The following is a 24568-nucleotide window of genomic DNA, read 5'->3' on the forward strand; positions in this document are numbered from 1 at the left end:
GCCGTTCCTTTGCGAGGTCCGCCACGAAAAGCTCGGTGCAAGCTGGCGCATTAGCGCGGGTAACGACTGCACGCCCACCTGCGAGACCTTTACACCTGCAAGAAGTGCGGCACGATCGAGCCAAAACGGAGAGGATGCGGACCCCGCGCCCGCACTCGGTTCGAGACCTGTTCGCGCTCACGCGCGCACGGCCTGCCGCGTCAGTTTCACCAGCTCCAGCAGCATGGCTTCGCCGGCATCGACGAGTTGCTCCAGCGTGATCTGTGATCTGCCTGATGCAGCCGTTCCGTCATGCGCAAGCGGCGGAACATGGATGAATTGCGCGAGGTACAGGCCATTGTTGCCGTTCACGGCCTCGATCGCGCGCCAGCTCAGATAGTTGCAGAGATAGCTGCCGGCGTCGCGCGACAGCCGTGCATCGATGCCGGTGGCCAGCGCAGCACGCAGCAGCTTTTCGCTGTGCGGCCCGAACATTTGCGCATCGGCGCCGCCCTCGATCGATCCCTTGCGGGCATGCTGGCGGCCGGCATCGGGAAATCTGGTCGTCACCGCGTTGCGGGCGCGGCTTTCGATCCGCAGGTATTCGGTGCGGCCGGCGAGGCCGAACATCAGGAGCGCCTGCGGGCGGTGCGTTGCGATCAGCTCCGGCAATTCGCGATCGACGGCAGCATAAGTGACGTGGAAGATGTGGCTGGTCAGCGCGACATCGTCGAACGCCGGCCGGCGCAGCGTGGTCAGCCGCTTGACCAGCGGCATGGTCGGGTTGAGCGGCGCACCCGGGAACGGCCCGAAGCCGGTGAGGAGGATGCGCAGCTTCTCGCTCAATGCAGCATCTCCGCGATCTGTTCGGCGGCGACCGCGGGCGAGATGCGGCCGGCGGCGACCTCGGCTTCCATCTTCTTCACCCTGGCGCGGATCGCAGCGTCCGCGCGCAGCCGCGCCATCATGCGGCCCTCCAGCATCGACCACATCCACTTCACCTGCTGCTCGCGGCGGCGGGCCTCGAATTCGCCGGAGGCGTTCATCGCGGTGCGGTGATCGAGGATCTTCTGCCAGAGCCGGTCGAGCCCGGCGCCGGTCAGCGCGGAATAGGTCTCCACCGGCGGATGCCAGTGCTTGGAGCGCGGCGCCAGGATGTGCAGCGCGCTGCGATAGTCGGCGGCGGCAAGGTTGGCGCGCTTGAGGTTGTCGCCATCGGCCTTGTTGATCGCGATCATGTCGGCGAGCTCGACCAGGCCCTTCTTGATGCCCTGCAGCTCGTCGCCGGCGCCCGGCAGCATCAGCGCCAGGAAGAAGTCGGTCATGTCGCAGACCGCGGTCTCGGACTGGCCGATGCCGACGGTCTCGACCAGCACGACGTCGAAGCCGGCTGCTTCGCACAACAGCATCGCCTCGCGGGTTTTTGCCGCGACGCCGCCGAGCGTACCCGACGAGGGCGAGGGGCGGATGAAGGCCTGGTCGGAGACGGCGAGCCGCGCCATCCGGGTTTTGTCGCCGAGGATCGAGCCGCCGGTGCGCGCCGAGGAGGGATCGACCGCCAGCACCGCGACCTTGTGGCCGCGCTCGATCAGGAACATGCCGAGCGCATCGATGGTGGTCGACTTGCCGACGCCGGGCGAGCCGGTGATGCCGACCCGCACCGCCTTGCCGGTGTCGGGCAGCAGCGCCTGCACCAGCTCGCGCGCCGCCGCCTGGTGATCGCTGCGCCGGCTCTCGACCAGCGTGATCGCCCGCGCCAGCGCGGCGCGGTGGCCGGCGCGAAGGTCTTTGGCGAGGGCGCGGATGTCGGGGGAGGCGGGCTTCGACGCGGTCATGGCACTGGTTTACAACGGCTGGCCATTGCAGGCGAGGGGAACGCGGAGTGGCGCCGGAGCGCCTTGTTGATGAAGCCCAGGGATCGACGCCGATCGTGCCGCAAACTCACCGCCTGTAATATACCTTGATAGGATACCTGTATTCCCTCCCTTGCGCGGCGCACCACTCTGGAAAGGTCCCCGCCCGATGTTTGGAAAAAGCGATCCAGTCGGCGAGCTGAGCGTCGAAGTAGCGTACCTCGGACGCGCGATCCGCAAACGGCGGAGCTTCGGGGGCACTGGCTATGAGATCTCGAGCGTGGGCCAAGGCCGCAATGACCTCGTCAACGCTGCCGAGGAATAGGGATTCATCAAGATGATGCGTCGCATAGTCGGCGACGGAGAGCTCAGCGTCGATCAACATCAGTCGAACCGGAATATCTTCGGGGCACATGGAGAGGGCTCTCTCCAAGAGTCTGTTGTCGCGCGACACGATACCGAGCCATCGGATCGGTGTGCTCGCGGCCGGCTCGTCGTCGATCCACGCCTGTAACGTCGGAACTAGAAAACGAGTAATCAGCGGCTGCGTGAGGAATTGATGAGCATCCCTTGTCCGCGCGTTCAACTCCAGGATTGCGACTGCCGCCGAACGGGCCGAGGCGCTGTCAATTGATTGGGTCAAAGCAAGAAATTGCTCGAGGGCCGAGAATGCTTCGCGACGCATTCCCTTCTCGCGTAGGCGGCAATAGCTCGCAAGTGATGTCAGATTGGGGTGAACATCGAGCTGCTTGGAAAGCTCAAGGAGACCTTCGAAATTCGCCCTATTCCAGTAGTGCATGTCAGGGGCAGTCCCGTCACAACCGCGGCTCTGAGCCGTACCCTTGCGTGGCTTCAGTCCGGGCACGCGCTGCAGATCGCGTACCGACCGTAGCATGGATTTGTCGACTAGGCAGCTCGTCCACAGCCAACGGTTGAGAGAGACATCGTCATGGCCGGGCTTGGCCCGGCCATCCACGTCTTTCTTCCGTTAGAACCAAAGACGTGGATGCCCGGGACAAGCCCGGGCATGACGAGTCCTGTGGACGGGGACGCGGCAGCGCTACTCCGCCGCCTCGCTGTGGCCGAGCCGCGCGTTGAGCTTGCGGATCAGCTCCTCTGCGGCATCGGAGATCACGGTGCCCGGCGGGAAGATTGCTTCAGCCCCGGCGGCGTAGAGCGCGTCGTAATCCTGCGGCGGCACCACGCCGCCGATGATGATCATGATGTCCTCGCGGCCGTGCTTCTTCAGCGCGGCCTTCAATTCCGGCACCGCGGTGAGATGCGCCGCGGCGAGCGAGGAGACGCCGAGGATGTGGACGTCGTTCTCGACCGCCTGGCGGGCGGCTTCGTCGGCGGTTGCGAACAGCGGCCCGATATCGACGTCGAAGCCGACATCGGCAAAGGCGGATGCGATCACCTTCTGGCCGCGGTCATGACCGTCCTGGCCGATTTTTGCCACCAGGATGCGGGGATGCCGCCCTTCGGCCTCCTCGAAAGCGTCGATCAGGGCCTGCACTTTTTCGACCTTGTTGGACATCGCCGCTGCCTCTCGCTTGTAGACGCCGGTGATGGACTTGATCTCGGCGCGGTGGCGGCCGAACACCTTTTCCATTGCGTCCGAAATCTCGCCGACGGTGGCCTTGGCGCGCGCGGCGTCGATCGCCAGCGCCAGCAGATTGCCGTTGCCTTCGCCGGCCGAGCGGGTGAGCGCGGCGAGCGCCGCATCGACGTCCTTCTGGTTGCGCTCCTTCTTAAGCCGGCCGAGCTTGTCGATCTGCAAACGGCGCACGGTGGAGTTCTCCACCTTGAGCACGTCGATCGGCTTCTCGTTCTCCGGCTTGAACTTGTTGACGCCGATAACAGCTTGGCGGCCGGCATCGATCCGGGCCTGGGTCTTGGCGGAGGCTTCCTCGATCCGCAGTTTCGGCACACCGGCCTCGATCGCCTTGGCCATGCCGCCGAGTTCCTCGACCTCCTGGATGTGGCCCCAGGCCTTCTGCGCGAGATCGCGGGTCAGCCGCTCGACATAGTAGGAGCCGCCCCAGGGATCGATGATGCGGTTGGTGCCGCTTTCCTGCTGCAGGAACAGCTGGGTGTTGCGGGCGATGCGCGCCGAGAAATCGGTCGGCAGCGCTAAGGCCTCGTCGAGCGCATTGGTGTGCAGCGACTGGGTGTGGCCTTGCGTTGCCGCCATCGCCTCGATCGTGGTGCGCATCACATTGTTGAACACATCCTGCGCGGTCAGCGACCAGCCCGAGGTCTGGCAGTGCGTGCGCAAGCTGAGCGAGCGCGGGTCCTTCGGGTTGAACTGCTTGAGCAGCTTGGCCCACAACAGCCGCGCCGCGCGCATCTTGGCGACTTCCATGAAGAAGTTCATGCCGATCGCCCAGAAGAACGACAGCCGCGGCGCGAAGCGGTCGACGTCGAGACCCGCGGCAAGCCCGGCGCGCAGATATTCGACGCCGTCGGCCAGCGTATAGGCGAGCTCGAGGTCTTGCGTCGCGCCGGCTTCCTGCATGTGATAGCCGGAGATCGAAATCGAATTGTACTTCGGCATCCGCTGCGAGGTGTAGGCGAAGATGTCGGAGATGATCCGCATCGAGGGCGCGGGCGGATAGATATAGGTGTTGCGCACCATGAACTCTTTCAGAATGTCGTTCTGAATGGTGCCCGACAGTTTTTCCGGCGGCACGCCCTGTTCCTCGGCAGCCGCAACGAACAGCGCGAGGATCGGCAGCACCGCGCCGTTCATGGTCATCGACACGCTCATCTGGTCGAGCGGAATGCCGGCGAACAGCGTGCGCATGTCGTAGATGGAATCGATCGCGACCCCGGCCATGCCGACGTCGCCGGAAACGCGCGGATGATCGGAATCGTAGCCGCGGTGGGTGGCGAGGTCGAACGCGACCGACAGGCCCTTCTGTCCCGCGGCAAGGTTGCGGCGATAGAAGGCGTTGGAATCCTCCGCCGTGGAGAAGCCGGCATATTGCCTGATGGTCCAGGGCTGGTTGACATACATGGTCGGGTAGGGGCCGCGCAGATAGGGCGCGATGCCGGGCCAGGTCTCGAGGAAATCGATGCCTTCGAGGTCGGCCTCGCTGTAGGCGGATTTCACCGGAATGCCCTCCGGCGTCAGCCACGGCTCGGCGTTTCCGGCCGGTGCACCTGCGGCGACGGGCTGGAACGCGACATCAGCGAAATTGGGAATCCGGGTCATTCCTTGCAGTCCTCAAACTCTCGGCTTCGCTCGATCAACCTTTGCAGGTTCTGCTTGTAGACGGGATCGCGGAATCCTGGATTCCGTTCAACCCTGTCCTTGAACCTCTCTTCGTCCTTGAACCTCTCTTCGTCGGTCACATCTTCGCTCAATTTCGTCGGAGGTCTGATCTTGCTATCGAACCGCAAGAAAGACCCCAATATCAACCCGACAAGTTCTAAGGCAGAGTCTATCATCGTTTGCTCACGCGCAACCTGCCTCTCAATCATGGTCCGGATGCTGGTGGCTGGTGATGGTCGCCATTTTCTCCGGTCCATAGTTCTGCATCGTGGTCTGGCTCGGCAGATTGGCGATACCGACCACCCAGCCGTGGCGGGACTCGGTTCCGAATTGCTGCGTCGGCATCACCCGGTCGGGCCGGTCGAAGGTGCCGGTCATGATCTCGATGCGGGGGCCGTCGATCCGGCGGAAGCTGAGCGGCGTGCCGCAGGCGGCGCAGAAATCGCGCTCGGCGATCGAGGAGGATTTGAACGCCGCCGGCTTGCCGCGGGTCCAGGTGAAGTTCTCACGCTCGATATCGGCGAAGGAGGCGAACGGCGCGCCGGAAGCCTTTTGGCACATCCGGCAGTGACAGATGCTGATCTTGGCCGGGACGCCCGTTACCGCAAAGCGGACGGCGCCGCACTGGCAACCGCCGGTCAGGACGTGTGTCGATGGTGCTTCTGCCGTCATGCCTGCTCCATCCGCCGATAGGCCTCGCGCAACGTCGCCAGCGCATCACCGCCGGCGAACACGAACTCGCCGATGCCGGCGGCCCGCAGCGCCGCTTCCTGGTCGCCGGGCCGCCCTGCCAGATAGATATGCCTTGCTCCGGCGCCGTGAAGGGCCTTGGCGGCGTCAGCGGCGCTCGTGGCATAGACCTTGTCCGAGGAACAAATGCACGCCATCGCGGCGCCCGAGGCCTTGAAGGCCGCGGCAAGCGCCGCTGCATCGGCAAAGCCCTCGCTGTCGACGGCCTCGATCCCGCCGGTCTCGAAGAAGTTTTTTGCGAACGTCGCGCGCGCGGTGAAATCAGCTGCTGTGCCGAGATTGCCGAGAAAGACCTTCGGCCGGGCGCCGCGCCCCTTCAGTGCGGCGTCCGACTTGTCGCGCAGCGCCTCGAACGGTTCGGCAAGCCGCATCGGCGCGAGCGCATCGAACTTGATCTTGGCATCGACCTTGGCAGCCAGCGCTGCCGGTTTCACATCCAGCACCGCGATGTCGGCCTCGTGCAGGTTGGGGAATTCGCTGGCGCCGGTCAGCACGTCGCGGCGCTTCGCCACATTGGCTTCGCGCTGGGCCCGCGTCGCGGCGACCTTGTTCTGCAGCAGCCCCTGCTGGAGTGCCGGGAAGATGCCGCCGGCCTTTTCGATCTCCTGGAACAGCGTCCACGCCGCCTCGCAAAGCTGCGCGGTCAGCGTCTCGATGCTGCCCGAACCCGCCGCGGGGTCGGAGACTTTTGCAAGGTTGGATTCCTCGAGCAGCACGAGCTGCGTGTTGCGCGCCACGCGCCGGGCGAAATCATCCGGCAGGCCGAGCGCCAGCGTATGCGGCAGCACGGTGATCGCGTTGGCGCCGCCGAGGCCAGCGGCAAAGGTCGCCATGGTGGCGCGCAGCAGGTTCACATTGGGGTCGCGCTGGGTCAGCATCCGCCAGGCCGTCTGCGCGTTGACGAAGATCGGCTTCGGCTTAAGGCCGCAGGCCTCTTCGATCCTTGCCCAAAGGCGTCGCAGCGCGCGGAATTTCGCCATGGTCAGGAACTGGTCGGCGTCGGCGCTGAGGCGGAACGAGACGCCCGCGCGCGCCGCATCGAGATCGATCCCGGCGGCCTCCAGCATGCGCAGATAGGCGAGGCCCAGCGCGAGCGTGAAGGCCAGTTCCTGCACCTCCGAGCCGCCGGCATCATGCACCGGCCGGCCGTCGGCCACCACGAACGGTCCCTTGAAGCCGCGCTTGATCAGCCCGTTGACCACCTGACCGAACGGCTTTTCGTAGTCGGCCCAGGCGCCGGGCGCGGCACCGCGCACCGCAACCGTGCTGAGCGCCTGGTAATTGAAATGAAGATCGAGCTTGGCCGGATCGAGCTTGCGGGCCTCGACCATGTCGGCAAAGGTCTCGCCGGCGTTCTCGCGCCCGAGCACCGGGTTGAGCGCGATCATGATGCCGGCGTCGAGATGGATGCCGCCGCAGGCCCGCGCCAGCGTCTTCTTGCTGGCATCGGCAAGACCGAAGCCGCGCGTGCCGGGACCGCCGGCGAACTCGAATTCCAGGCCGGTCGCCCCGTTCTCGAGATCCTCCAGTGCCTGCGCATTGGCCTGCGCGGCATCGGGATGGTCGACCCGCTGCAGGATCTGCCAGGGGGCCGCAGCGGCGCGGCCGGGAAGCGGGCTTAAGTTGGTGGCGCGGCGGTAGATCGGATCGATCTTGAGGCCATCATAGGTCTTGCCGACCAGCTTCTCGAACGGGGCGCCCTTCAGCACGCCGTCGACCAGCTTGCGCCAGTCGTCGTAGGTCGCCGATGCAAAATCCGAAGCCAGAGGCAAGTCGTCAGTCGAGGTCGTCATCCGCCCAGAATATCCTTCACCGGCCCCCGCGAGGGGGTCCCTTGATTTGGCCGGAAATTGCCACGGGCGGGCGGCCAAGCCAAACGGTTGTTTGAGGTGGTTTGGCTTTAATCGAGGTCCGCTAGACGGAAAATACCGTCGGCGGAGACCTCGGCCAGCGCGTCCGCGACGCGGCGGCCGGCGATGATGCGGTCGGGAACGATCTCGGCCAGCGGCACCAGCACGAAGGCGCGCTCGAACAGGCGCGGGTGCGGCAGCGTCAGTTCCGGCTTGTTCAGTGTGACGTCGTCATAGGCGATCAGGTCGAGGTCGAGGGTGCGCGGGCCCCAGCGCTGCTCGTTCTTGCGGTCGCGGCCGAACTTGGTTTCGATCTTGTGCAGCGTGAACAGCAGCGCATGCGGATCGAGGCTGGTCTCGATCTCGATGCAGGCATTGATGAAGCTGTCCTGCTGCTGCTCGCCCCAGGGCGGCGTCGAATAATCCGACGAGCGCGCCAACAGCGCCGCCTGCGTCATGCCGCAGATATTTGCGATCGCCTTGCGAAACGTGGTGCGGACGTCGCCGACATTGCCGCCGAGTGCGATCAGGACATCAGCCATCGGGGGTCACCCATGGGGCGGTGAATGCGGCGCTGGATGGCGCGAGCGGGTCAGCACCACGCCGACATCGTCGAAGATCGCGGCGATCGGCGCATGCGGCTTGTGCACGGTGACCTTGACCGCCCTGACGCGCGGGAAGGTGACCAGGATGTCGTCGGCCACCGCGCCGGCGGCGCGCTCGAGCAGCTTGTAGTTGGTGTTCTTGAATGCCGACGTCGCGGTCGCCACCACGTTGGAATAGGAGACCGTGTCGGAGAGGCGGTCGGTGCGCGAGGATTCCGAGAGGTCGGTGTAGAGCTCGAGATCGATCACGAAGCGCTGCCCGACCTCGGTCTCATGTTCCATCACGCCATGGCGGGCATGGATGACGATCCCGGTAATGAAGATCGTGTCGGTCATTGCTGTCCCTTGATTGCTGCGGCCACCCGCAGCGCCTGAACGGTTTCCGCGACGTCATGCGCGCGGATGATGCGGGCGCCATTCTGCACGGCGATCAGGTGCGCGGCGATCGAGCCGCCGATGCGCTGTTGCGGCTCCGCAGGCACGACCGTGCTGATGAAGCGCTTGCGCGAGGCGCCGACCAGCACCGGCAGGCCGAAGCAGTCGAGCTCGGCGAGCCGCGCCAGCGCCATCATGCTCTGCTCCGGCGTCTTGCCGAAGCCGATCCCGGGATCGAGCACGATCCGGTCGTCGGCAATGCCGGTGCGCGCGGCAATCTCGAGCGAGCGCTCGAAGAAGGCGGTGATATCGCGCATGATGTCGATCGCCGGATCGGCCTGCTCGCGATTGTGCATGATGATCACGGGCACGCCGCGCGCGGCGACCATTGACGCCATGCCGGCATCGCGCTGCAGGCCCCAGACGTCGTTGGCGATCGCAGCGCCCTGATCGAGCGCCCAGGCCACGACCTCCGATTTCATGCTGTCGATCGAGACCGGCACGCCGAGCGCGATCACCTCGGCCAGCACCGGCTTCAGCCGCGCCATCTCGGCATCGGCGGAGACCGGCTGCGAGCCGTAGGGACGGGTGGATTCCGCGCCGATGTCGATGATGTCGGCGCCCTCGGTGACCAGCCTGCGGGCCTGCGCCAGCGCCTGCTCGGGTGCGACGAACTGTCCGCCATCGGAGAATGAATCCGGCGTCACGTTCAGGATGCCCATCACGGCCGGATAGGGCATCGACAATAGCGCCGGCAGCACCGCTGATACGGCCGTGCCGGCCCCCGCCGATGCTATGGGCTTGGTCGCCATCATGCGGTGGCTTTGCGCTGACGACAGCGGCAAGTCAAGATGTCGCAGGGATGCGTGGGCGCCGGCGGCCGCTGAGTGCCTTTAAGGAAGGCTAATAGATCACCCTAATAGGTGATTTTGGGAGGCAGCTTGCGTGCCTGCTCGATCAGCAACTCGACCGATTTCTCCGACGGCATCACGCGGACGAGCTTCCGCCGCACATTGGCGTCCTTCATGCTCTGCGCCAGCCGCGACGGGTTGCGGTGGGCGAGCTCGCGCACCGTGGTGACGCCGGCGGCGCGGACCAGCCCGACCTTCGCCTTGCCCATGCCGGGAATCCGCATGTAGTCGGAGATGTTGGCCCACTCGAGCAGTTGCTGTTCGCTGATCCCGGTCTTGGCGGACAGCTCCTTGCGTCCCTTGACGGTGCGGGCGGCTTCAAGCAGCGCTTCGGTCGTGCGGATACCCTGCGATTTCAATTTGTTGGCGCAATAGGCGGACAGGCCTTCGATCTCGGAGAGGGGGTATGTCATGATACTCGTATGCAGGTAGAAGGGAGCGCACGCGCAAAAGGCGTTGGGAAAATGCTTCAGGCGAACTGGCTGAGGCCCGGCGTCCCCGAGATGATCTCGCCCATTTGATCCGCTCCGATTTTGTCGCGGCCAAACCTAAAAAGTTCACGCGCGACGTTCTGTATCTCACTCATGCTCAATCCGAGCGCCATCAGCCGGGTGCCGACGGCCATCAGCCCGCCACCCATCAACCGCGATAGACCACCGCTGGTGTTAGCGCTGGCGATTGCCGCTTCGGCGCCGGGGATTTGGTCGATCAGAGCCTGGACCTTGTCGGAAGGTCCCTCGTTACGGAGGAAACCCAGAACGATGCCGATGGTTTTTTCAGCGACAGCACCATCGATGCCGGCCTTCGCGGCCAGCCGTCCAACCAATTCGTCCATATTGCCCCGCCTCAACCGGCTTTAGCCGGATCGTTCTTGAGGATTTATCTTGAGCGCCTGTGTCACGAAATTCAAGCGATCCGCGCATTTCAGTTCGTTTTCTTTTTCGATCGCGCCGTGACTGTTGCCTCGCTGCAAGAGTGAGCGGCGGATTCACACTATCTTGTCGCAATGCGCAATGCCTTTCGTCACTTGGCCGGGAATAAAGTATGAGGAACTGGTGAAGTGACAATCTACGTCGGCACGCGTCGATGGTTTCAATCGACCTGCAAGATGCAATATGATGGCATAGGTTCGACACATCGAACCGGGTTCGACACCGAACCGGGTTCGACATCGAACCAATCTAATCTGCGCGAAGAGGCGAAGCGATGGCGACCTCCGACAACACACTGGCCGATACGGACGAGAAGATTTTTATCGGCAAGGGCGAGGAGACGGCATGGCTGACGCTGGCGCTGGCCAACCGGCATGGCCTTGTCACCGGCGCAACCGGAACCGGCAAGACCGTCTCGCTGCAAGTCATGGCCGAAGGATTTGCACGCGCCGGCGTTCCGGTTTTCGCAGCCGACATCAAGGGCGATCTCTCCGGTATCTCCGAAATCGGCGAGGCCAAGGACTTCATCGTCAAACGCGCCAAGGACATGGGGCTGACGTTCCAGCCGGATCAGTTCTCGACCGTGTTCTGGGACGTGTTCGGCGAGCAGGGCCATCCGGTGCGCGCCACCGTCACCGAAATGGGGCCGCTGTTGCTGTCGCGGATGCTCGACCTGAACGACGTGCAGGAGGGCGTGCTCAATGTCGCCTTCCGTGTCGCCGATGAGAACGGCCTCACGTTGATAGACATGAAGGATCTGCGTGCGCTTCTGGATGCGATCGCGCCCAACGGCAGCAAGAAAGCGGCCGACGACGAGGAAGATCCGCTGGCGCCGATCCGCAAGGCGGCCCAGGGCTACGGCAACGTCTCCAAGGCGACGGTCGGAACGATCCAGCGTCAGCTCCTGGTGCTCGAGAACCAGGGCGGCGCGAAGTTCTTCGGCGAGCCGGCGCTGACGCTGAAGGATTTCATGCGCACCGACCGCGACGGCCGCGGCATGGTTAACATTCTCGTTGCCGACAAGCTGATGCAGAGCCCGCGGCTTTACGCCACGTTCCTGCTCTGGATGCTGTCGGAATTGTTCGAGGAATTGCCGGAGGCGGGCGACCTGCCGAAGCCGAAGCTGGTGTTCTTCTTCGACGAGGCGCATCTGTTGTTCACCGACGCGCCGAAGGCGCTGATGGACAAGATCGAGCAGGTGGTGCGGCTGATCCGCTCCAAGGGGGTCGGCGTCTATTTCGTCACGCAGAATCCGATCGACGTGCCGGACAAGGTGCTGGCGCAGCTCGGCAACCGTGTGCAGCACGCGCTGCGGGCCTTCACGCCGCGCGACCAGAAGGCGGTCGCCGCGGCCGCCCAGACCTTCCGGCCCAATCCGAAGCTCGACACCGCGCGGGTGATCATGGAGCTCGCCAAGGGCGAGGCGCTGGTGTCGTTCCTCGAAGGCGGCGGCACGCCGTCGATGGTCGAGCGCATCATGGTGCGGCCGCCGTCGGCGCGGATCGGGCCGATCACGCCCGAGGAGCGCAAGGCGATCATGGATGCGAGCCCGGTCAAGGGCAAATACGACACCGCTGTTGACGCCGAATCCGCCTACGAGATCATCCAGAAGCGGCTGTCCGGGGCGGCGGCAGCGCCGGCGGATGGCGGCGGCGAGGGTGGCGGCATCCTCGGCCAGATCGGCTCGATCGCGGCCACGATCTTCGGCACCAACGTCAAGCGCGGCCGGCTCTCGACCGGGCAGGTGATCGCGCGCAACGTCACGCGCTCGGTGACCGACAAGGTGATCGGCGGTGTGGTTGCCGATCTCGGCAAATCGGTCGGCGGTTCGGTTGGCGGCTCGATCGGCCGTGCCCTGGTGCGCGGCGCGCTCGGCGGAATTCTGCGCCGATAGCGTCGCGCCGCTCCGCGTGGGGCGGGCGAGCGGCTTTGCCTCCGCCGGCCGGCGCGCTACAAGTTGGCGCAACGTCCAACCAATAGGATATCCGCGATGTCCAATGCCAAGCTGCAGCCCGTCCTCGACCGCATCGACGCCGATTTCGACAACAGTCTGGAGCGGCTGTTCATGCTCCTGCGGATCAAATCGATCTCGGCCGATCCGGCCTTCGCCAATGACTGCAAGGCGGCCGCCGATCATCTCGCCAAGGATATCGCAACCCTCGGCTTCAAGACCGAGGTGCGGCCGACGGCGGGCCATCCGGCCGTGGTCGGGAAGCTGAACGGTTCGACCGACGGCCGTCCGCATGTGCTGTTCTACGGCCATTACGACGTGCAGCCGGTCGATCCCTTGAATCTCTGGCACCGTCCGCCGTTCGAGCCTGTGGTGACCGACCATGCCGACGGGCGCAAGATCATCGTTGCGCGCGGTGCTGAGGACGACAAGGGACAGCTGATGACCTTCGTCGAGGCCTGCCGCGCCTGGAAGAACGTGACGGGATCGCTGCCGGTCGACATCACCATCGTCATCGAGGGCGAGGAGGAGATCGGCTCGAAGAATTTCGTGCCGTTCCTGGAGGCCAACAAGGATGACCTGAAGGCCGACTTCGCACTGGTCTGCGACACCGGCATGTGGGACCCCAACACGCCGGCGATCACGACGTCGCTGCGCGGCCTGGTCTATGACGAGGTCAAGATCAAGGCCGCCAATCGCGACCTGCATTCCGGCGTGTTCGGCGGCGGTGCGCAGAACCCGATCCGCGTGCTGACGCGGATCCTCGGCGGCCTGCATGACGAGAACGGCCACATCACCATCCCCGGCTTCTATGATGGGGTGAAGGATCTGCCGCCGGACATTCTGGCGCAGTGGAAGCAGCTCAATCTGACGCCGGACAGCTTCCTCAAGCCGATCGGCCTCTCGCTGCCGGCCGGCGAAAAGGACCGGCTCCTGATCGAGCAGGTGTCCTCGCGGCCGACCTGCGACATCAACGGCATCGTCGGCGGTTACACCGGCGAGGGCTCGAAGACGGTGATCCCGGCCGAGGCGTCGGCGAAGGTCTCGTTCCGCCTGGTCGAGGGACAGAATCCCGAGAAGATCCGCCAGGCATTCCGCAATAACGTGAAGGCGCGCGTGCCGGCGGACTGCAAGGCCGAGTTCACCGATCATTCCTCTGCGCCGGCGATCGCGCTCGACTGGAACATGAAGCCGCTCGCGGCCGCCCGCCGCGCGCTGACCGATGAATGGGGCAAGGAGGCGCTGCTGGTCGGCTCCGGCGCCTCGATCCCGATCGTCGCAGACTTCAAGCGCACGCTCGGTCTCGACAGCGTGCTGGTCGGCTTCGGGCTCGACGACGACAACATCCATTCGCCGAACGAGAAGTACGACCTCAAGAGCTACCACAAGGGCATCCGCTCCTGGGCGCGGATTCTGGCGGCGTTCGCCGACGCCAAATAGCGCGAGGCACCCTGAACGTAAAAACGCCGCCCGGAATTGGGCGGCGTTTTGATTCTGAACGTGCAGAGGGTGTTGCCGAATATTCTACCCGAAGATTGTGAAATTTCAATCGCGGTAGCCGGGGTTCACCCGGTCGAGCTTGCGCAGCAGCGGCGGCCAGACCAACTGGGTCGAGCGCAGTTCGGCACGGTCCGGGTTGGACAAGAGCTCGGTGTTCTTGTCGATCGCCTCGGCCTCGACCGGATAGGCGATCGGGCCGAGTGCGCGGGTCGCCACACCTGCATCGAGCAGGCGCGCTCCAGATGGTACATCCGCTCGAAGGCGGATGCGACCGAGCGGCCGACCGTCAGCGTGCCGTGATTGCGCAACAGCATGTGGTTCTTGCCGCCGAGATCGCGCTGCAGGCGCGGGCGCTCGTCGTGATCGAGCGCGATGCCTTCATAGTCGTGATAGGCGAGGTCGTGGGTGACGAGCTGCGCGGTCTGGTTCAGCGGCAGCAGTCCCTCCGGGCTCGACGACACGGCGGTGCCGTCGACGGTGTGCAGATGGAGCACGCAGCCGGCGTCCTCGCGCACCTCGTGGATCGCCGAATGGATGGTGAAGCCGGCCGGGTTGATGCTGTAGTCGCTCTGCGAGAGCTGGTTGCCATCGAGGTCGACCTTGACCAGGCTGGAGGCGGTGATCTCGTCGAACATCAGCCCGTAGGGGTTGATCAGGAAGTGATGCTCCGGCCCGGGCACGCGGGCCGAAATGTGGGTATCGACCAGATCATCCCAGCCGTAGAGCGCGACCAGCCGGTAGCAGGCGGCGAGATTGATCCGCTGTTGCCACTCCGCGTCCGTCATGCCGGACGGAATTTCCTTCAAGCGTGCTTCGGCCGGCGACATGGGTGGGGTCTCCCGTGAATATTGGTTGTCTGGGAAGGATAGCCCCGTGTGCTTCCCCCAGCAAGGCACGGGCGGGGTGGCAGTCATGCGTCGGCGGCGTTTCGCGCGGAATGTGCGAGATTGTTGACGAAGTTCGCCAGCATGTTCGCGCCGATCACCGTAGCGATCTCGACGATCTCGGCGTCGCCGAATCCCGCGTCGCGGACGGCCGCGAACTCCACGGCATCGACACCACCGCGCGCAGCAATCACAGCCTTGGTGAACCGCAAGACCGCGGCCGCAGCCCGGTCCCGCGAGCCGAATGCTGTTGCCGCATCGAGCTCCTGATCGCTGACGTCGGCGCAACGCGCAAGGTGGCGGTGGTTGACAAGGCAGGAGTTGCAACCGTTTGTGTTGGCGACCGCAATGGCGATCCGTTCGCGCAAGGCTGCCGGCAGCGCTCCGCCCTTCAAGGCGGCGCGCAGTGCGAGGTAGCCGTGCAGGGCCGCCCGCGAATGCGAGAGCAGGCGCATCAGGTCAGGCACGAAACCCAACTCCCGCTCGATCGCCGCAATGGATATTGCGCTGTCGCCCGTCAGTCTCTCGATAGCGAGGGGCTTCAGATCAGACATTGTGCTGCTCCCGCGCAACGGGGCCGTCTGGTCGACGGCCCCCGGATCATCGTCAGCTGGCCGGCGGCTTGAAGGCCGAGCAGCCCTCGACAATGAAGGACCGGAAGTTCGAGGCTTTGTCGCGGATCGCCGCGAGCTCCGCTTGCTCGGGCGCATCGTGCCAGGCCTGCGCCTTCGCCAGGCTGTCGAAGAGATAGATCGTAATACGATGCGGCAGCGGAGTTCCGGCGACGGCTTCGGCCTTCCCGCCGCGCGCCAGGAAGCGGCCGCCGAATTTGTCGATCAGTTCGCCCTGCCGCTTGGCGTAAGTGGCAAAGCCCGCCTGATCGGTCACGTCGACCTCGTTGACGACATAGGCGGGCGCAGAAGCCGTGCCTTGTGCGTGCAGGCCGGACAACGCGAGGACGCCGAGGCTCACGGCCGCGGAAGTGACGCACGCGAATTTCGAAGTCGGTGTCATGGCGGTCTCCGTCGAGAGGGGCGAGCATGTTGGTGCTCAACGGCCGTCACCTTGGTGCGACCGGGCTATAATCAGAATGGCGAAATATCGCATAGGGGTATAATAATATCTGATGGTTGGGAAACTCACGGATTGGGAACAGCGTATCGGCCGCCGGCTTCGGCTGCGCGACCTGCATGTGCTGGCGTCGGTCACCAAGCTTGGCAGCATGGCGAAGGCGGCTGCGGAGCTTCGGCTCACCCAGCCGGCGATATCGCAGGCCATCGCGGATCTCGAAGCCGCGCTCGGTGTCCGCTTGCTCGACCGTTCACCGCGCGGTGTGTCGCCGACCGCCTATGGCGAGGCGCTGCTCCGGCGCGGCACCGAGGCGTTCGACGCGCTGGCGCAGGGCATCAAGGACATCGAGTTTCTGTCCGATCCCGGCAAGGGCGAGGTATGGGTCGGAACGTCGGAATCCTATATCTCCGGCGGGCTTCTTTCGGCCGTCATTGCCGGACTCGCCGCGCAATATCCACGCATTGTCGTTCACGTCCTCGAGGCGAATACGGCTGCGATGGAATTTCGCGAGTTGCGCGAGCGCAAGGTCGACATGATGCTTGGTCGTATCTCCGGCCCGGTGCGCGACGACGATCTGAAGGTCGACGTTCTCTATGACGAGCCAATCGTGGTTGCCGCCGGCACGAATCATCGTCTCGCCCGGCGCAGGCAGCTCACCCTCGGGGATCTGACCGATGAATCCTGGATTCTTGCGCCGCCGGGTACGGCGGTGCGCGACCTCGTGAGCGGTGCGTTCAGCGCGCAGGGACTTCCGGTGCCGCGATTGGGCGTCACGACCTATTCGATGCAGTTGCGCATGCAACTGATGGCGACCGGTCAGTATCTTACACCGGTGCCGGCTTCATTGCTGCAGTTCAATGCCGAACGCTGGTCGCTAACGGACTTGCCGGTGTCGCTCGGAAAGCCTTTGCCGGTCGCCATTGTCACGTTGAAGCGCCGGCTGCTTCATCCGGCTGCGCAGCTGCTGATCGAGCAGGCGCGGAAGGCGACGGCTTCGAAGGCGGGCACGACAAAACGTGCCACGCGAGGCTAGAGCATTTTTGGTTGCGATTGAATCAGAACCGAAGCTCTAGCTTTTTGTCTTGACGCGTTCTCTTCACACGAACCGGCGTCCACTTCGCTCGAAGACGCTCCAGGCGGTCCTGGTATCGCGCGCTACGGCGCCGGGATCGCCAGCAGGCTCGAGATGCTGCGGCCGCGGATGTCGTAGACGCGGGCGAACACGACGTCGTCGCGCTTGATCTCGACCATCACAGGGGCGGTGAGGCCCTTGCAGTAGAATTCGCCGAGCGTCATGGCGAAGTCGGCGGCATTGCTGTCCCAGCCGATCGTGAAGTCGGGCCCGAGCGCGACCTGCGCGGGGCGCTGCGGTCCGCACACCGCGACCTTCCACTTGCGATGCTGCGGCGGCACTTCCTGCCGCTCCGCCAACTGCTCACGCAGCCCGTCGGACGCCTGCTTCAGCGCCAGGCCCCAATAGTCCAGCATGAAGAAGTTGTCCGCGGTCCGCACCGTGCCGGCGATGTGGTTGAAGTGCGTGTACTGATAGGGATGCAGGCGGATCATTTCGCTGAACGGCAGCAGCAGGCCGAACGCGAACACGGCGAGCGCCGCAGGCTGCCAGGCGCGGCGGTTCTCGCCGAGCCAGTCCATGCCGCGGGCGAATGCGACGCCGGCGAGCACCGCCATCGGCGGGATCACGAAGATGAAATGGCGGATGCCGTTGTAGAGCGCCGGCCGCTTCACCATCGCGATCACCAGCGGCAGCGTCGCCGCCAGCGTCAGCATCAGCATGATCGACTTGCGCTTCGCCGGCACCTCGGTGCGCGACAGTGACATGAAGGTGATGACGATGGCTGCGGTCAGCAGCACCAGCAGCACTTCGGGCAGTTGCAGCGCGAACAGGGTGGGCAGATAGGACCACGGCATGTCCGGCACCGACACCAGCGCGCCGTCGAACATCTCCTTCCACGGCTTCTCGAAGAAGTGCGAGAAATAGGTCACCGCTTCGAACGGATGCCCGGGCTCCATGATCGACCACGGCCAGATCAGGCCCATCACGAGATAGCCGAACACAAGCCCCGGCAGCAGCACATAGATGACATGGGCAAAGCGATGGGTGGCCTCGCGCGCGCCCTGCTTGCGGAGTTCCTCGATCCACAGCGGAGCGAAGCCGACGACGGCGTAGATCAATGCGAGCCCGCCGAGGACGCGGCAGCCGATCGACAGGCCGGCCCCTAAGCCCACGATCAGGATCGTGCGCGGCGAGGGCGCCGGATATTCTTCCATCAGGCGGACGAGGCCCATGATCAGGATCACCATCGCCACGGCGAACGGCGCATCCTTCGGATTCATGAACATGTGGCCGTAGAAGGTCGGGCACAGCGCCAGCAGCAAGAGCGCCGCCAGTCCCGCCAGCGGACCACCGACGCGGCGCGCCAGGCGCCAGGTGACCGCAAGGCCGATCACGCCGACGATCGCGCCGAGCAGGCGGCGTGTCTCGAACAGTTCGAGCGGGATGATCTTGTGCAGCAGGGCAGCTGCCATATCGAAGCCGCCGCCGTACATATAGAGGTTGGCAAACGACAGCGCGCCGGTGTCCTTGAACCCGGACCCGTACATGCGCAGCAGCAGGTCGGCGTATTCAGCGTGGGTGTAATCGTCCCAGCCCAGGCCGTAATCGCGGAATGTGAGACCGGCGACCACGGCGACCACGCCGAGGACGAGGAATGCGAGATCGTCGCAGGTCTTCTCCATCGAGCGCCGCGCAGGCGCCTCGAATGCAGACGTCGTAATCGATGACATAGCTAGTGGTACCGGCGTGCCTGTGGCCCTGTTTGGCGCTTTAGGGCCTCATTCCCCGGCATCCATAGCGCAGTTCCGTTTCCAAGTAATTGGTAATTGTGGCGTAATTTCCCAGATGCATTGCAATATATTGGCAGCAATTCGTCGTCAGTAAATTTACGGGAGCTGTGCTGCGGCGCAGTCGTTGGGAGCGCGATTTGCCGCGCGGAGCGCCGGTTAAGCGGGATGTTAGGGAACTCTGCCTACAATTGGCGGTTGGCGGTGTGGGCACTATGACGGTATCGTGGCGTCGGTGGCTCGCGCCGATTTTCGGTCGGGTCTCCCGGGGGTTAGTTCGATGAAGGTTGGTCTGTTGGTCGTCGGTGCGGGCCTGGTTTTGGCAGGCTTGGCGGCGGTCGGCTTGGGAATCCAGGACAAGGAGTTCAGCTTCGGCAGCACCATGATCCTGGTCGGCGTGACCGGTGTATGCTCGGGCGCGATCGTCCTGGGCCTCGCCGCGGTCGTACGCGAGCTCCAGGCCATGGGCGGACGGCTCGACGCGGTTGTTGCCACGGGTATCCGGTCCGGGGGCCCGTCGCCGTCTGCAACTTCCCCGCGCAACGCTCCCGACGATCCGGTGTTCCCGCCGCCGCGTGAGCCAAAGGTCGCGGCGCCTCCGCCGCTCGCTCCATCGGTCCAGCCATCCGCGCCCGCGGCGCCACCGCCCTGGCACGACGAAATCCCCCAGCGTGGCGCGTCTGGCGAGCTGCCGCCGCCGGGCGCAACGCCCACCGACGGCGAAGGGCCGCCCAAGCGGCGCAACCTGCTGTTCTCGTCCTCGCGGAAGGAGCGCGACAGGACCCAGGGGCGCGCTGCCGAGCCGCTCACGCCGGATCTGTTGTCGCCGGAACTGCGTCCAAATCCTTCCGCTGCGGCCGAGCTGCGCCGGCAACCTTCGACGATGCCTGGCCGAAGGCCGAGCGACCGAGATCGGTCGATGTCGCCCCGCGGCGTACGCCCCGGCCGTCAACCTTCGGCGAGACCCAGTCGGCCGCCGCCGCGCCGTCGCCGTCGCCGTCATCAGGCCATCCGCCGGCGCCGCAGGAGCAGCCCCCGGTCACCGTGCTCAAATCGGGCGTCGTCGACGGCATGGCCTATTCGCTCTATTCGGACGGATCGATCGAAGCGCAGATGCCCGAGGGCATGATGCGGTTCGCCTCGATCGACGAGCTCAGGTCGCATCTCGAGCAGCGGCCGTAGATCCGCGCCAATACTTGCGAGCCGCCGGCGCGAAGCCTAAAATTCGGCCGTTCTTGTCAGGCTTGCTGCAATCCGCTCATATTCGCCAAGTAGTACGCGATTCCATTTATGTATTGCTGCACATGGATACTGTCCGGTGGGCGCCGGGCCGTCGCTAGCACGGGGAAGATTGAGCCATGTCCGATATCTCAGGCAAAACGCCGGTCGAGCTGACCGCAAACATCGTTTCGGCCTATCTCAGCAACAATCCGACGCCGGCCTCGGATATTCCGAACCTGATCAGCCAGGTCCACGCCGCCTTGCTGCGGGTGTCGAGCGGGCGCAGCGACACGCCGAGCGAGCCGGCCAGGCCTGCGGTGTCGATGAAGAAGTCGATCACGCCGGAATATCTGGTGTGTCTCGAAGACGGCAAGCGCTTCAAGTCGCTCAAGCGCCATCTGCGCACCCAGTACAACATGACGCCGGAGCAATATCGCGACAAATGGGGGCTGCCGGCGGATTATCCGATGGTGGCGCCGAACTACGCGGTGGCGCGATCGCAACTCGCCAAGAAGATGGGACTGGGCCAGCAGACCCGGAAGCGGAAGTAGGGGTTTACGCGGCGGACGCCAGCGCCTCGCGCGCATCGTTGCGGATGCGATCGACCATCGAGCGGAGACCGTTGGAACGCTGCGGCGTCAGATGGTCGCGGAAGCCGAACTCGTCGAACAGCGCGAGCGCATCGGTGGCGAGGATGTCCTTCGGCGTCTGCCCGGAAAACAGCGTCAGCACGATCGCGACCAGGCCGCGCACGATGTGGGCATCGCTGTCGCCGACATAGATCAGGCGGGGTTCGCCATGGGCATCGCCCTCGACCCGTTTCGACAGCCAGACCTGGCTGACGCAGCCCTGCACCTTGTTCTCGGCCGAGTGCTCCGCTTCCGACAATGGCTCGAGCGTGCGGCCGAGCTCGATGACGTAGCGGTAGCGGTCGTCCCACTCGTCCAGCAGCGCAAAATTGTCCCTGATTTCGTCGATCGTCGTCATCGTGGCCCGCGTCCTATGCTTAACGGCTTATATAGGGAAGGCGGGCCGCGAAAGCGACGAAAATGGAACCGGTTCCGCGGCTATTATTGTTTCGACGCGTTTTCTTCACGCGAACCGGCACTCACTTCGCTCGAAAACGCTCTCATTTTGCGCCTACGGCGTCGGCGGCAGGCGGAATTCGATCGTCTGATCGTCCGCGGTCAGCGTGTCGCGGGATGCGGCAAGGGCTGACGCGGTATCGTCGCCGCCGATCGAGCCGGTGTGGTCCGGCGGCTTCTTGTCGGTGATGATCTGGTAGAGCTTGCGCGCGCCGTCGGTTGCGCGCTGACCGATCGCGGTCGCGGCCTGGCCGCCGACTTCGCAGGCGGAAGGCTGGCGCTTGCAGAACTGACCCATGTCGTTGATCGTCGCCGTCGCGGCCGACACCGCGTCCGACGCGTTGATCTGCGGCACCTTGTCCGCTTCGGGTGTTTTGTCTCTCGGCAGCAGCACGAGCACAAGCCCGAGCCAGAATGCCAAACGCAGCAGGAAGAACATGGCGCGATCCCGGTCGTCTATCTTGTCTTTTGCTTCTTGCGCGGTCGATGCCGCTATTGCCCTCAGGCTTAGCAGCGGTCGATAAACCGGAAGTATCCGCATTGAAGTAAATCCGCCCAAAAATCGCGGAAAATCCGCCTGAATTGATTCGCCGTAAATTTTCGATTGATGGCTGCATGTGCGCGCCGAATGCGCAGATTGCGCCGCGTCCACCCTTTCGAAACCATAGATTGTCGCATCCGGAAACCAGTCGTTCACCATCCCCGACAAATGGGCGGTGAATGGCTGCGTCAAAGCCTCGCCAATGCACGGTGTTTGGCAGCAGGCCGCATTGCCTTAGCGTTCGCTTAAGTTCGCTCTGACACGTTGACCTGCAATCACCAAGGAGGCGTTCCGGCGCGTCTGTCTGACGACTAAGCCGAAGCGCGAGTGCTGTGAGTAGTTTGAGTCTGATCCGCGATTGCCTGGATGCGCTGCTGCATCCGTCGGCGCAATATGATGCGCTGACGCGTGCGCGCCATCGTGCCTTCATGGCGCCGCGGCTGCTCGGCAGCCTGGCGGCGCTCGCTTCCTTTCCGGCCTTCCTGGCGATGCGCGGTGCGCCCACAGCGATCGAGGTCGCGGCATTTGCCTGGCTGATCGCGCCGATCCTGCTGTCATGGTTCCTGTCGCGCACCGGCCGCTATGAAGGCGCGCATGTGCTGTCGTCGCTGGCGCTCGCGGGTCTCGTGATGATGATCGCGGCGTCCACCGGCGGCATCGCGTCGTTCGCCACGGTTTGGCTCGTCGTGATTCCGATCGAGGCCGCATTGTCGGCCTCGCGGCGCGTGGTCGCCTTTGCGTTCGCGTTGGCGATGATCTGCGCGGCGTTGCTCAGCGTGCTCGGCCATTATCACCTGCTGCCGTTCGCCGATCCCGCGGTCGCGACCAACAGCACGCTGATCGGGTTCGGCGTCGTGTCGGCGATCTTCTATGCGGCCGGGCTCGCCTTCGGCGCGGAATCGCTGGCGCGCACCAGCGTGGCGCTGCTCTATGTCGAGGAGGAGCGTTACCGCCTGCTCGCGCACAACATGAGCGACGTGCTGTCGCGGCACAGCCGCAACGGCGCGGTACGCTTCATTTCGCCTGGGGTCGAGATCATGCTCGGCGTGCCGGCATCGCGGCTGTTGGGCCACGGCCTGTTCGACCGCGTTCATGTCGCCGATCGCCCGGCCTATCTCACCGCGCTGTCGGACGCGGCACGCGGCGAGTCCCGCAGCGTCGAGTTCCGGGTGCGCCGCGACGCCGCGCGCGGCGAGACCGCCGAATTCATCTGGGCCGAGATGCGCTGCCGTCCGCTGGAGCAGACCGCCGCCGATGCCGAGGTCGTCGCGGTGATCCGCGATGTCACCGATCGCAAGGTGCAGGAGCAGGCGCTGGAACAGGCGCGCAACGCGGCCGAGCAGGCCGATGCCTCGAAGACGCGCTTCCTCGCCACCATGAGCCACGAGCTGCGGACCCCGCTCAATGCCATCATCGGCTTCTCCGAGATGATCGCGCAGGAAGACGTGCTCGGGCTCGACGCGGCGCGCCGGAAGGAATACGCGCAGCTGATCAACGACTCCGGCCAGCATCTGTTGTCCGTCGTCAACGGCATCCTCGACATGTCGAAGATGGAGTCCGGCAATTTCGAGATTTCGCCGGAGCCGTTTGCGCCGCGGCCGGCGCTAATCAATTGCTGCAATCTGGTGGCGCTGAAGGCGCGCGAGAGCGGTGTGGAGCTCGTCACCCGCGTGCCCGACGATCTGCCGATCGTGAATGGCGATCCGCGCGCGTTCAAGCAGATCGTCCTCAATCTGGTTTCCAACGCCATCAAGTTCACCGAGCGCGGCGGCAAGGTGACCGTATCGGCCAGCGTCGAGGGGGCGCGCCTGCTGCTGCGCGTCTCGGACACCGGCGTCGGCATCGCCGCCGACGATCTCAAGCGGATCGGCGATCCGTTCTTCCAGGCCGGCAAGACCTATCAGCGCCGCCACGAAGGCACCGGCCTTGGCCTGTCCATCGTCAAGGGACTGGTCGGCCTGCATAACGGCGAAATGAACGTGGAGAGCAAGGTCGGCGAGGGCACCATCGTGTCGGTCGCGCTGCCGCTGGCGTTCACCCCGCCGGCCGCGGTCGAGCCGTCCAGCAATGTCTCGACCCTGAAGCCCGCGCTGCGGTCCGGATTACAAGAGCAAACCCATCAGGTGAAGAAGAGTGCCTAGACAGACTTTGGATGACGATGAAACGCCGCGCCGTCGCCGCGGCGCCAAGGCAGTGGCCATCGCGGCCGAGGAAGAACGTGGCCTCGTGCTGCGTCTGCTGCTGCACAGTCCGAAGGATCTCGTCGCGGGCGTGCTGGCCGTTTCCGCCATCGTTGCGATCCTGATCAATGCGCTGTTCCTGCAGGCCGGCCGCCATCCGTCGCCGATGTTCGGCGGTTCGGTCGTGACGCTGCCGCCGCCGGCACCGCCTGTAGCGGCCGCCAGTCCGTTGCCGCGTCCGCGCCCGGCCGAGGCCGCCGCTGCCATGGAGCCACCCAGGCCGGTCGAGGTGAAGCCGGTGGAGACCAAAGCGGTTGAAGCAAGGCCCGTCGAATCCAAACCCGTTGAAGCAAGATCCGCCGAACCCAAGTCGGTTGAAGCGAAGCCGGTCGATCCGATGGCGAGCCTGGTGATGAAGTCGACCGCCGCGCCGCCGGCCGCCGCACCGTCGAGCGTCATTCGTCCGCCGGCACCGATCCCGACGGCGCATCTGAGCCCTGCCGGAAAACGCATCGCCGCGGTCCAGCGTACGCTGACCGAATATGGCTACGGCCAGCTCAAGCCGAGCGGCACGATCGGTGCGGACACGCAGACTGCAATCGCGAAGTTCGAGCGCGCCCGCAAGCTGCCGGTGACCGGGCAGATGTCCGATCGCCTGGTGCACGAACTCAGCGTGATGATCGGGCATTCGATCGAGTAGTTCTCCGCGACGGCATTGAGAATGTGTTCGTCATGCCCGGG

Annotated in this window: 23 protein-coding genes and 1 pseudogene; 7 read left to right on the forward strand and 17 right to left on the reverse strand. The window is 64.9% G+C overall.

Annotated elements, in window-relative coordinates; all coding sequences use genetic code 11:
• Positions 1-177: 177 nt before the first annotated feature.
• The 11 genes from V5279_RS14880 to V5279_RS14930 all read right to left on the reverse strand — a co-directional run bounded on the left by V5279_RS14880 (position 178) and on the right by V5279_RS14930 (position 10435).
• Positions 178-825, reverse strand: a complete 648-nt coding sequence (locus tag V5279_RS14880) for a pyroglutamyl-peptidase I (RefSeq protein WP_338698508.1) — start codon at positions 823-825, stop codon at positions 178-180.
• Positions 822-1814 (reverse strand): methylmalonyl Co-A mutase-associated GTPase MeaB, encoded by a 993-nt coding sequence (gene meaB, locus V5279_RS14885; RefSeq protein ID WP_338698510.1) that lies wholly within the window; start codon positions 1812-1814, stop codon positions 822-824. Before meaB ends, V5279_RS14880 begins: the two co-directional genes overlap by 4 nt.
• Positions 1815-1920: 106 nt before the next feature.
• Positions 1921-2631 (reverse strand): hypothetical protein, encoded by a 711-nt coding sequence (locus V5279_RS14890; protein WP_338698512.1) that lies wholly within the window; start codon positions 2629-2631, stop codon positions 1921-1923.
• Between the two features lie 261 nt (positions 2632-2892).
• The gene (scpA, locus tag V5279_RS14895; RefSeq protein WP_338698514.1) at positions 2893-5049 is read right to left on the reverse strand and encodes a methylmalonyl-CoA mutase; all 2157 of its coding nucleotides are present in this window, start codon (positions 5047-5049) and stop codon (positions 2893-2895) included.
• Positions 5050-5310: 261 nt separating this feature from the next.
• Positions 5311-5781, reverse strand: a complete 471-nt coding sequence (locus V5279_RS14900; protein ID WP_338698516.1) for a GFA family protein — start codon at positions 5779-5781, stop codon at positions 5311-5313.
• Positions 5778-7652, reverse strand: coding sequence for a methylmalonyl-CoA mutase family protein (locus V5279_RS14905; protein WP_338698518.1), 1875 nt, complete (start codon positions 7650-7652; stop codon positions 5778-5780). Before V5279_RS14905 ends, V5279_RS14900 begins: the two co-directional genes overlap by 4 nt.
• 107 nt (positions 7653-7759) lie before the next feature.
• Complete coding sequence (folK, locus tag V5279_RS14910; protein ID WP_166293680.1) at positions 7760-8251, reverse strand: 2-amino-4-hydroxy-6-hydroxymethyldihydropteridine diphosphokinase; 492 nt, start codon at positions 8249-8251, stop codon at positions 7760-7762.
• A gap of 6 nt (positions 8252-8257) precedes the next feature.
• Positions 8258-8650: a dihydroneopterin aldolase gene (folB, locus tag V5279_RS14915; protein WP_166293682.1), complete on the reverse strand. Its 393-nt coding sequence runs from the start codon at positions 8648-8650 to the stop codon at positions 8258-8260.
• The gene (gene folP, locus V5279_RS14920; protein ID WP_166293684.1) at positions 8647-9504 is read right to left on the reverse strand and encodes a dihydropteroate synthase; all 858 of its coding nucleotides are present in this window, start codon (positions 9502-9504) and stop codon (positions 8647-8649) included. The genes folB and folP overlap by 4 nt, the downstream gene beginning before the upstream one ends.
• Before the next feature lie 101 nt (positions 9505-9605).
• Positions 9606-10013 (reverse strand): DUF4332 domain-containing protein, encoded by a 408-nt coding sequence (locus V5279_RS14925; protein ID WP_166293686.1) that lies wholly within the window; start codon positions 10011-10013, stop codon positions 9606-9608.
• 56 nt (positions 10014-10069) lie between these two features.
• On the reverse strand, positions 10070-10435 hold the full coding sequence (locus V5279_RS14930; RefSeq protein WP_338698525.1) for a DUF2267 domain-containing protein: 366 nt from the start codon (positions 10433-10435) through the stop codon (positions 10070-10072).
• 371 nt (positions 10436-10806) lie between these two features.
• Here V5279_RS14930 and V5279_RS14935 point away from each other — a divergent pair, with 371 nt between their 5' ends.
• Both V5279_RS14935 and V5279_RS14940 read left to right on the forward strand, forming a co-directional pair.
• The gene (locus V5279_RS14935) at positions 10807-12426 is read left to right on the forward strand and encodes a helicase HerA-like domain-containing protein (protein ID WP_338698527.1); all 1620 of its coding nucleotides are present in this window, start codon (positions 10807-10809) and stop codon (positions 12424-12426) included.
• A 96-nt stretch (positions 12427-12522) separates the two neighbouring features.
• Entirely contained in the window at positions 12523-13923 is a 1401-nt protein-coding gene (locus tag V5279_RS14940) for a M20/M25/M40 family metallo-hydrolase (RefSeq protein WP_338698529.1), read from the forward strand.
• Positions 13924-14028: 105 nt separating this feature from the next.
• Here the strand turns inward: V5279_RS14940 and V5279_RS14945 are convergent.
• From V5279_RS14945 to V5279_RS14955, 3 genes and pseudogenes are all read right to left on the reverse strand, one after another.
• Positions 14029-14810: pseudogene (locus V5279_RS14945) on the reverse strand (class II aldolase/adducin family protein).
• Between the two features lie 83 nt (positions 14811-14893).
• A complete protein-coding gene (locus V5279_RS14950; protein ID WP_338698531.1) occupies positions 14894-15421 on the reverse strand; it encodes a carboxymuconolactone decarboxylase family protein in 528 nt (175 codons plus the stop codon).
• 52 nt (positions 15422-15473) lie between these two features.
• Positions 15474-15881: a DUF1330 domain-containing protein gene (locus V5279_RS14955; RefSeq protein ID WP_338698534.1), complete on the reverse strand. Its 408-nt coding sequence runs from the start codon at positions 15879-15881 to the stop codon at positions 15474-15476.
• Positions 15882-15993: 112 nt separating this feature from the next.
• Here V5279_RS14955 and V5279_RS14960 point away from each other — a divergent pair, with 112 nt between their 5' ends.
• Positions 15994-16971 carry a LysR family transcriptional regulator gene (locus V5279_RS14960; protein WP_338698536.1) on the forward strand — a complete coding sequence of 326 codons (978 nt, stop codon included), beginning with the start codon at positions 15994-15996 and terminating at the stop codon, positions 16969-16971.
• A gap of 122 nt (positions 16972-17093) precedes the next feature.
• Here the strand turns inward: V5279_RS14960 and V5279_RS14965 are convergent, their stop codons facing one another.
• Positions 17094-18743 (reverse strand): glycosyltransferase family 39 protein, encoded by a 1650-nt coding sequence (locus V5279_RS14965; protein ID WP_166293701.1) that lies wholly within the window; start codon positions 18741-18743, stop codon positions 17094-17096.
• Between the two features lie 1101 nt (positions 18744-19844).
• Here V5279_RS14965 and V5279_RS14970 point away from each other — a divergent pair.
• Entirely contained in the window at positions 19845-19982 is a 138-nt protein-coding gene (locus V5279_RS14970) for a hypothetical protein (RefSeq protein WP_338698538.1), read from the forward strand.
• A 176-nt stretch (positions 19983-20158) separates the two neighbouring features.
• Positions 20159-20572 (forward strand): MucR family transcriptional regulator, encoded by a 414-nt coding sequence (locus tag V5279_RS14975; protein ID WP_166293705.1) that lies wholly within the window; start codon positions 20159-20161, stop codon positions 20570-20572.
• A 4-nt stretch (positions 20573-20576) separates the two neighbouring features.
• On the opposite strand, the gene V5279_RS14980 is transcribed toward V5279_RS14975, so the two are convergent.
• A complete protein-coding gene (locus V5279_RS14980) occupies positions 20577-21008 on the reverse strand; it encodes a SufE family protein (RefSeq protein ID WP_338698541.1) in 432 nt (143 codons plus the stop codon).
• Positions 21009-21161: 153 nt separating this feature from the next.
• A complete protein-coding gene (locus tag V5279_RS14985; protein ID WP_166215313.1) occupies positions 21162-21545 on the reverse strand; it encodes a DUF5330 domain-containing protein in 384 nt (127 codons plus the stop codon).
• Positions 21546-21979: 434 nt separating this feature from the next.
• Here V5279_RS14985 and V5279_RS14990 point away from each other — a divergent pair, with 434 nt between their 5' ends.
• Both V5279_RS14990 and V5279_RS14995 read left to right on the forward strand, forming a co-directional pair.
• Positions 21980-23788 carry a PAS domain-containing sensor histidine kinase gene (locus tag V5279_RS14990; RefSeq protein ID WP_338698542.1) on the forward strand — a complete coding sequence of 603 codons (1809 nt, stop codon included), beginning with the start codon at positions 21980-21982 and terminating at the stop codon, positions 23786-23788.
• A complete protein-coding gene (locus V5279_RS14995; RefSeq protein ID WP_338698544.1) occupies positions 23781-24527 on the forward strand; it encodes a peptidoglycan-binding domain-containing protein in 747 nt (248 codons plus the stop codon). The genes V5279_RS14990 and V5279_RS14995 overlap by 8 nt, the downstream gene beginning before the upstream one ends.
• Positions 24528-24568 lie beyond the last annotated feature (41 nt).

Source organism: Bradyrhizobium sp. 26S5 (assembly GCF_036923295.1).
GTDB lineage: Bacteria > Pseudomonadota > Alphaproteobacteria > Rhizobiales > Xanthobacteraceae > Bradyrhizobium > Bradyrhizobium septentrionale.

Bases quoted from the DNA above. Each gene is read 5' to 3' on its own strand.
- meaB (WP_338698510.1), bottom strand. From the start codon at position 1,814: ATGACCGCGTCGAAGCCCGCCTCCCCCGACATCCGCGCCCTCGCCAAA.
- V5279_RS14930 (WP_338698525.1), bottom strand. From the start codon at position 10,435: ATGGACGAATTGGTTGGACGGCTGGCCGCGAAGGCCGGCATCGATGGT.
- V5279_RS14925 (WP_166293686.1), bottom strand. From the start codon at position 10,013: ATGACATACCCCCTCTCCGAGATCGAAGGCCTGTCCGCCTATTGCGCC.
- folB (WP_166293682.1), bottom strand. From the start codon at position 8,650: ATGACCGACACGATCTTCATTACCGGGATCGTCATCCATGCCCGCCAT.
- V5279_RS14935 (WP_338698527.1), top strand. From the start codon at position 10,807: ATGGCGACCTCCGACAACACACTGGCCGATACGGACGAGAAGATTTTT.
- V5279_RS14955 (WP_338698534.1), bottom strand. From the start codon at position 15,881: ATGACACCGACTTCGAAATTCGCGTGCGTCACTTCCGCGGCCGTGAGC.
- V5279_RS14905 (WP_338698518.1), bottom strand. From the start codon at position 7,652: ATGACGACCTCGACTGACGACTTGCCTCTGGCTTCGGATTTTGCATCG.
- V5279_RS14940 (WP_338698529.1), top strand. From the start codon at position 12,523: ATGTCCAATGCCAAGCTGCAGCCCGTCCTCGACCGCATCGACGCCGAT.
- folK (WP_166293680.1), bottom strand. From the start codon at position 8,251: ATGGCTGATGTCCTGATCGCACTCGGCGGCAATGTCGGCGACGTCCGC.
- V5279_RS14890 (WP_338698512.1), bottom strand. From the start codon at position 2,631: ATGCACTACTGGAATAGGGCGAATTTCGAAGGTCTCCTTGAGCTTTCC.
- scpA (WP_338698514.1), bottom strand. From the start codon at position 5,049: ATGACCCGGATTCCCAATTTCGCTGATGTCGCGTTCCAGCCCGTCGCC.
- V5279_RS14980 (WP_338698541.1), bottom strand. From the start codon at position 21,008: ATGACGACGATCGACGAAATCAGGGACAATTTTGCGCTGCTGGACGAG.
- V5279_RS14950 (WP_338698531.1), bottom strand. From the start codon at position 15,421: ATGTCTGATCTGAAGCCCCTCGCTATCGAGAGACTGACGGGCGACAGC.
- V5279_RS14985 (WP_166215313.1), bottom strand. From the start codon at position 21,545: ATGTTCTTCCTGCTGCGTTTGGCATTCTGGCTCGGGCTTGTGCTCGTG.
- V5279_RS14960 (WP_338698536.1), top strand. From the start codon at position 15,994: ATGGTTGGGAAACTCACGGATTGGGAACAGCGTATCGGCCGCCGGCTT.
- V5279_RS14900 (WP_338698516.1), bottom strand. From the start codon at position 5,781: ATGACGGCAGAAGCACCATCGACACACGTCCTGACCGGCGGTTGCCAG.
- folP (WP_166293684.1), bottom strand. From the start codon at position 9,504: ATGATGGCGACCAAGCCCATAGCATCGGCGGGGGCCGGCACGGCCGTA.
- V5279_RS14975 (WP_166293705.1), top strand. From the start codon at position 20,159: ATGTCCGATATCTCAGGCAAAACGCCGGTCGAGCTGACCGCAAACATC.
- V5279_RS14965 (WP_166293701.1), bottom strand. From the start codon at position 18,743: ATGTCATCGATTACGACGTCTGCATTCGAGGCGCCTGCGCGGCGCTCG.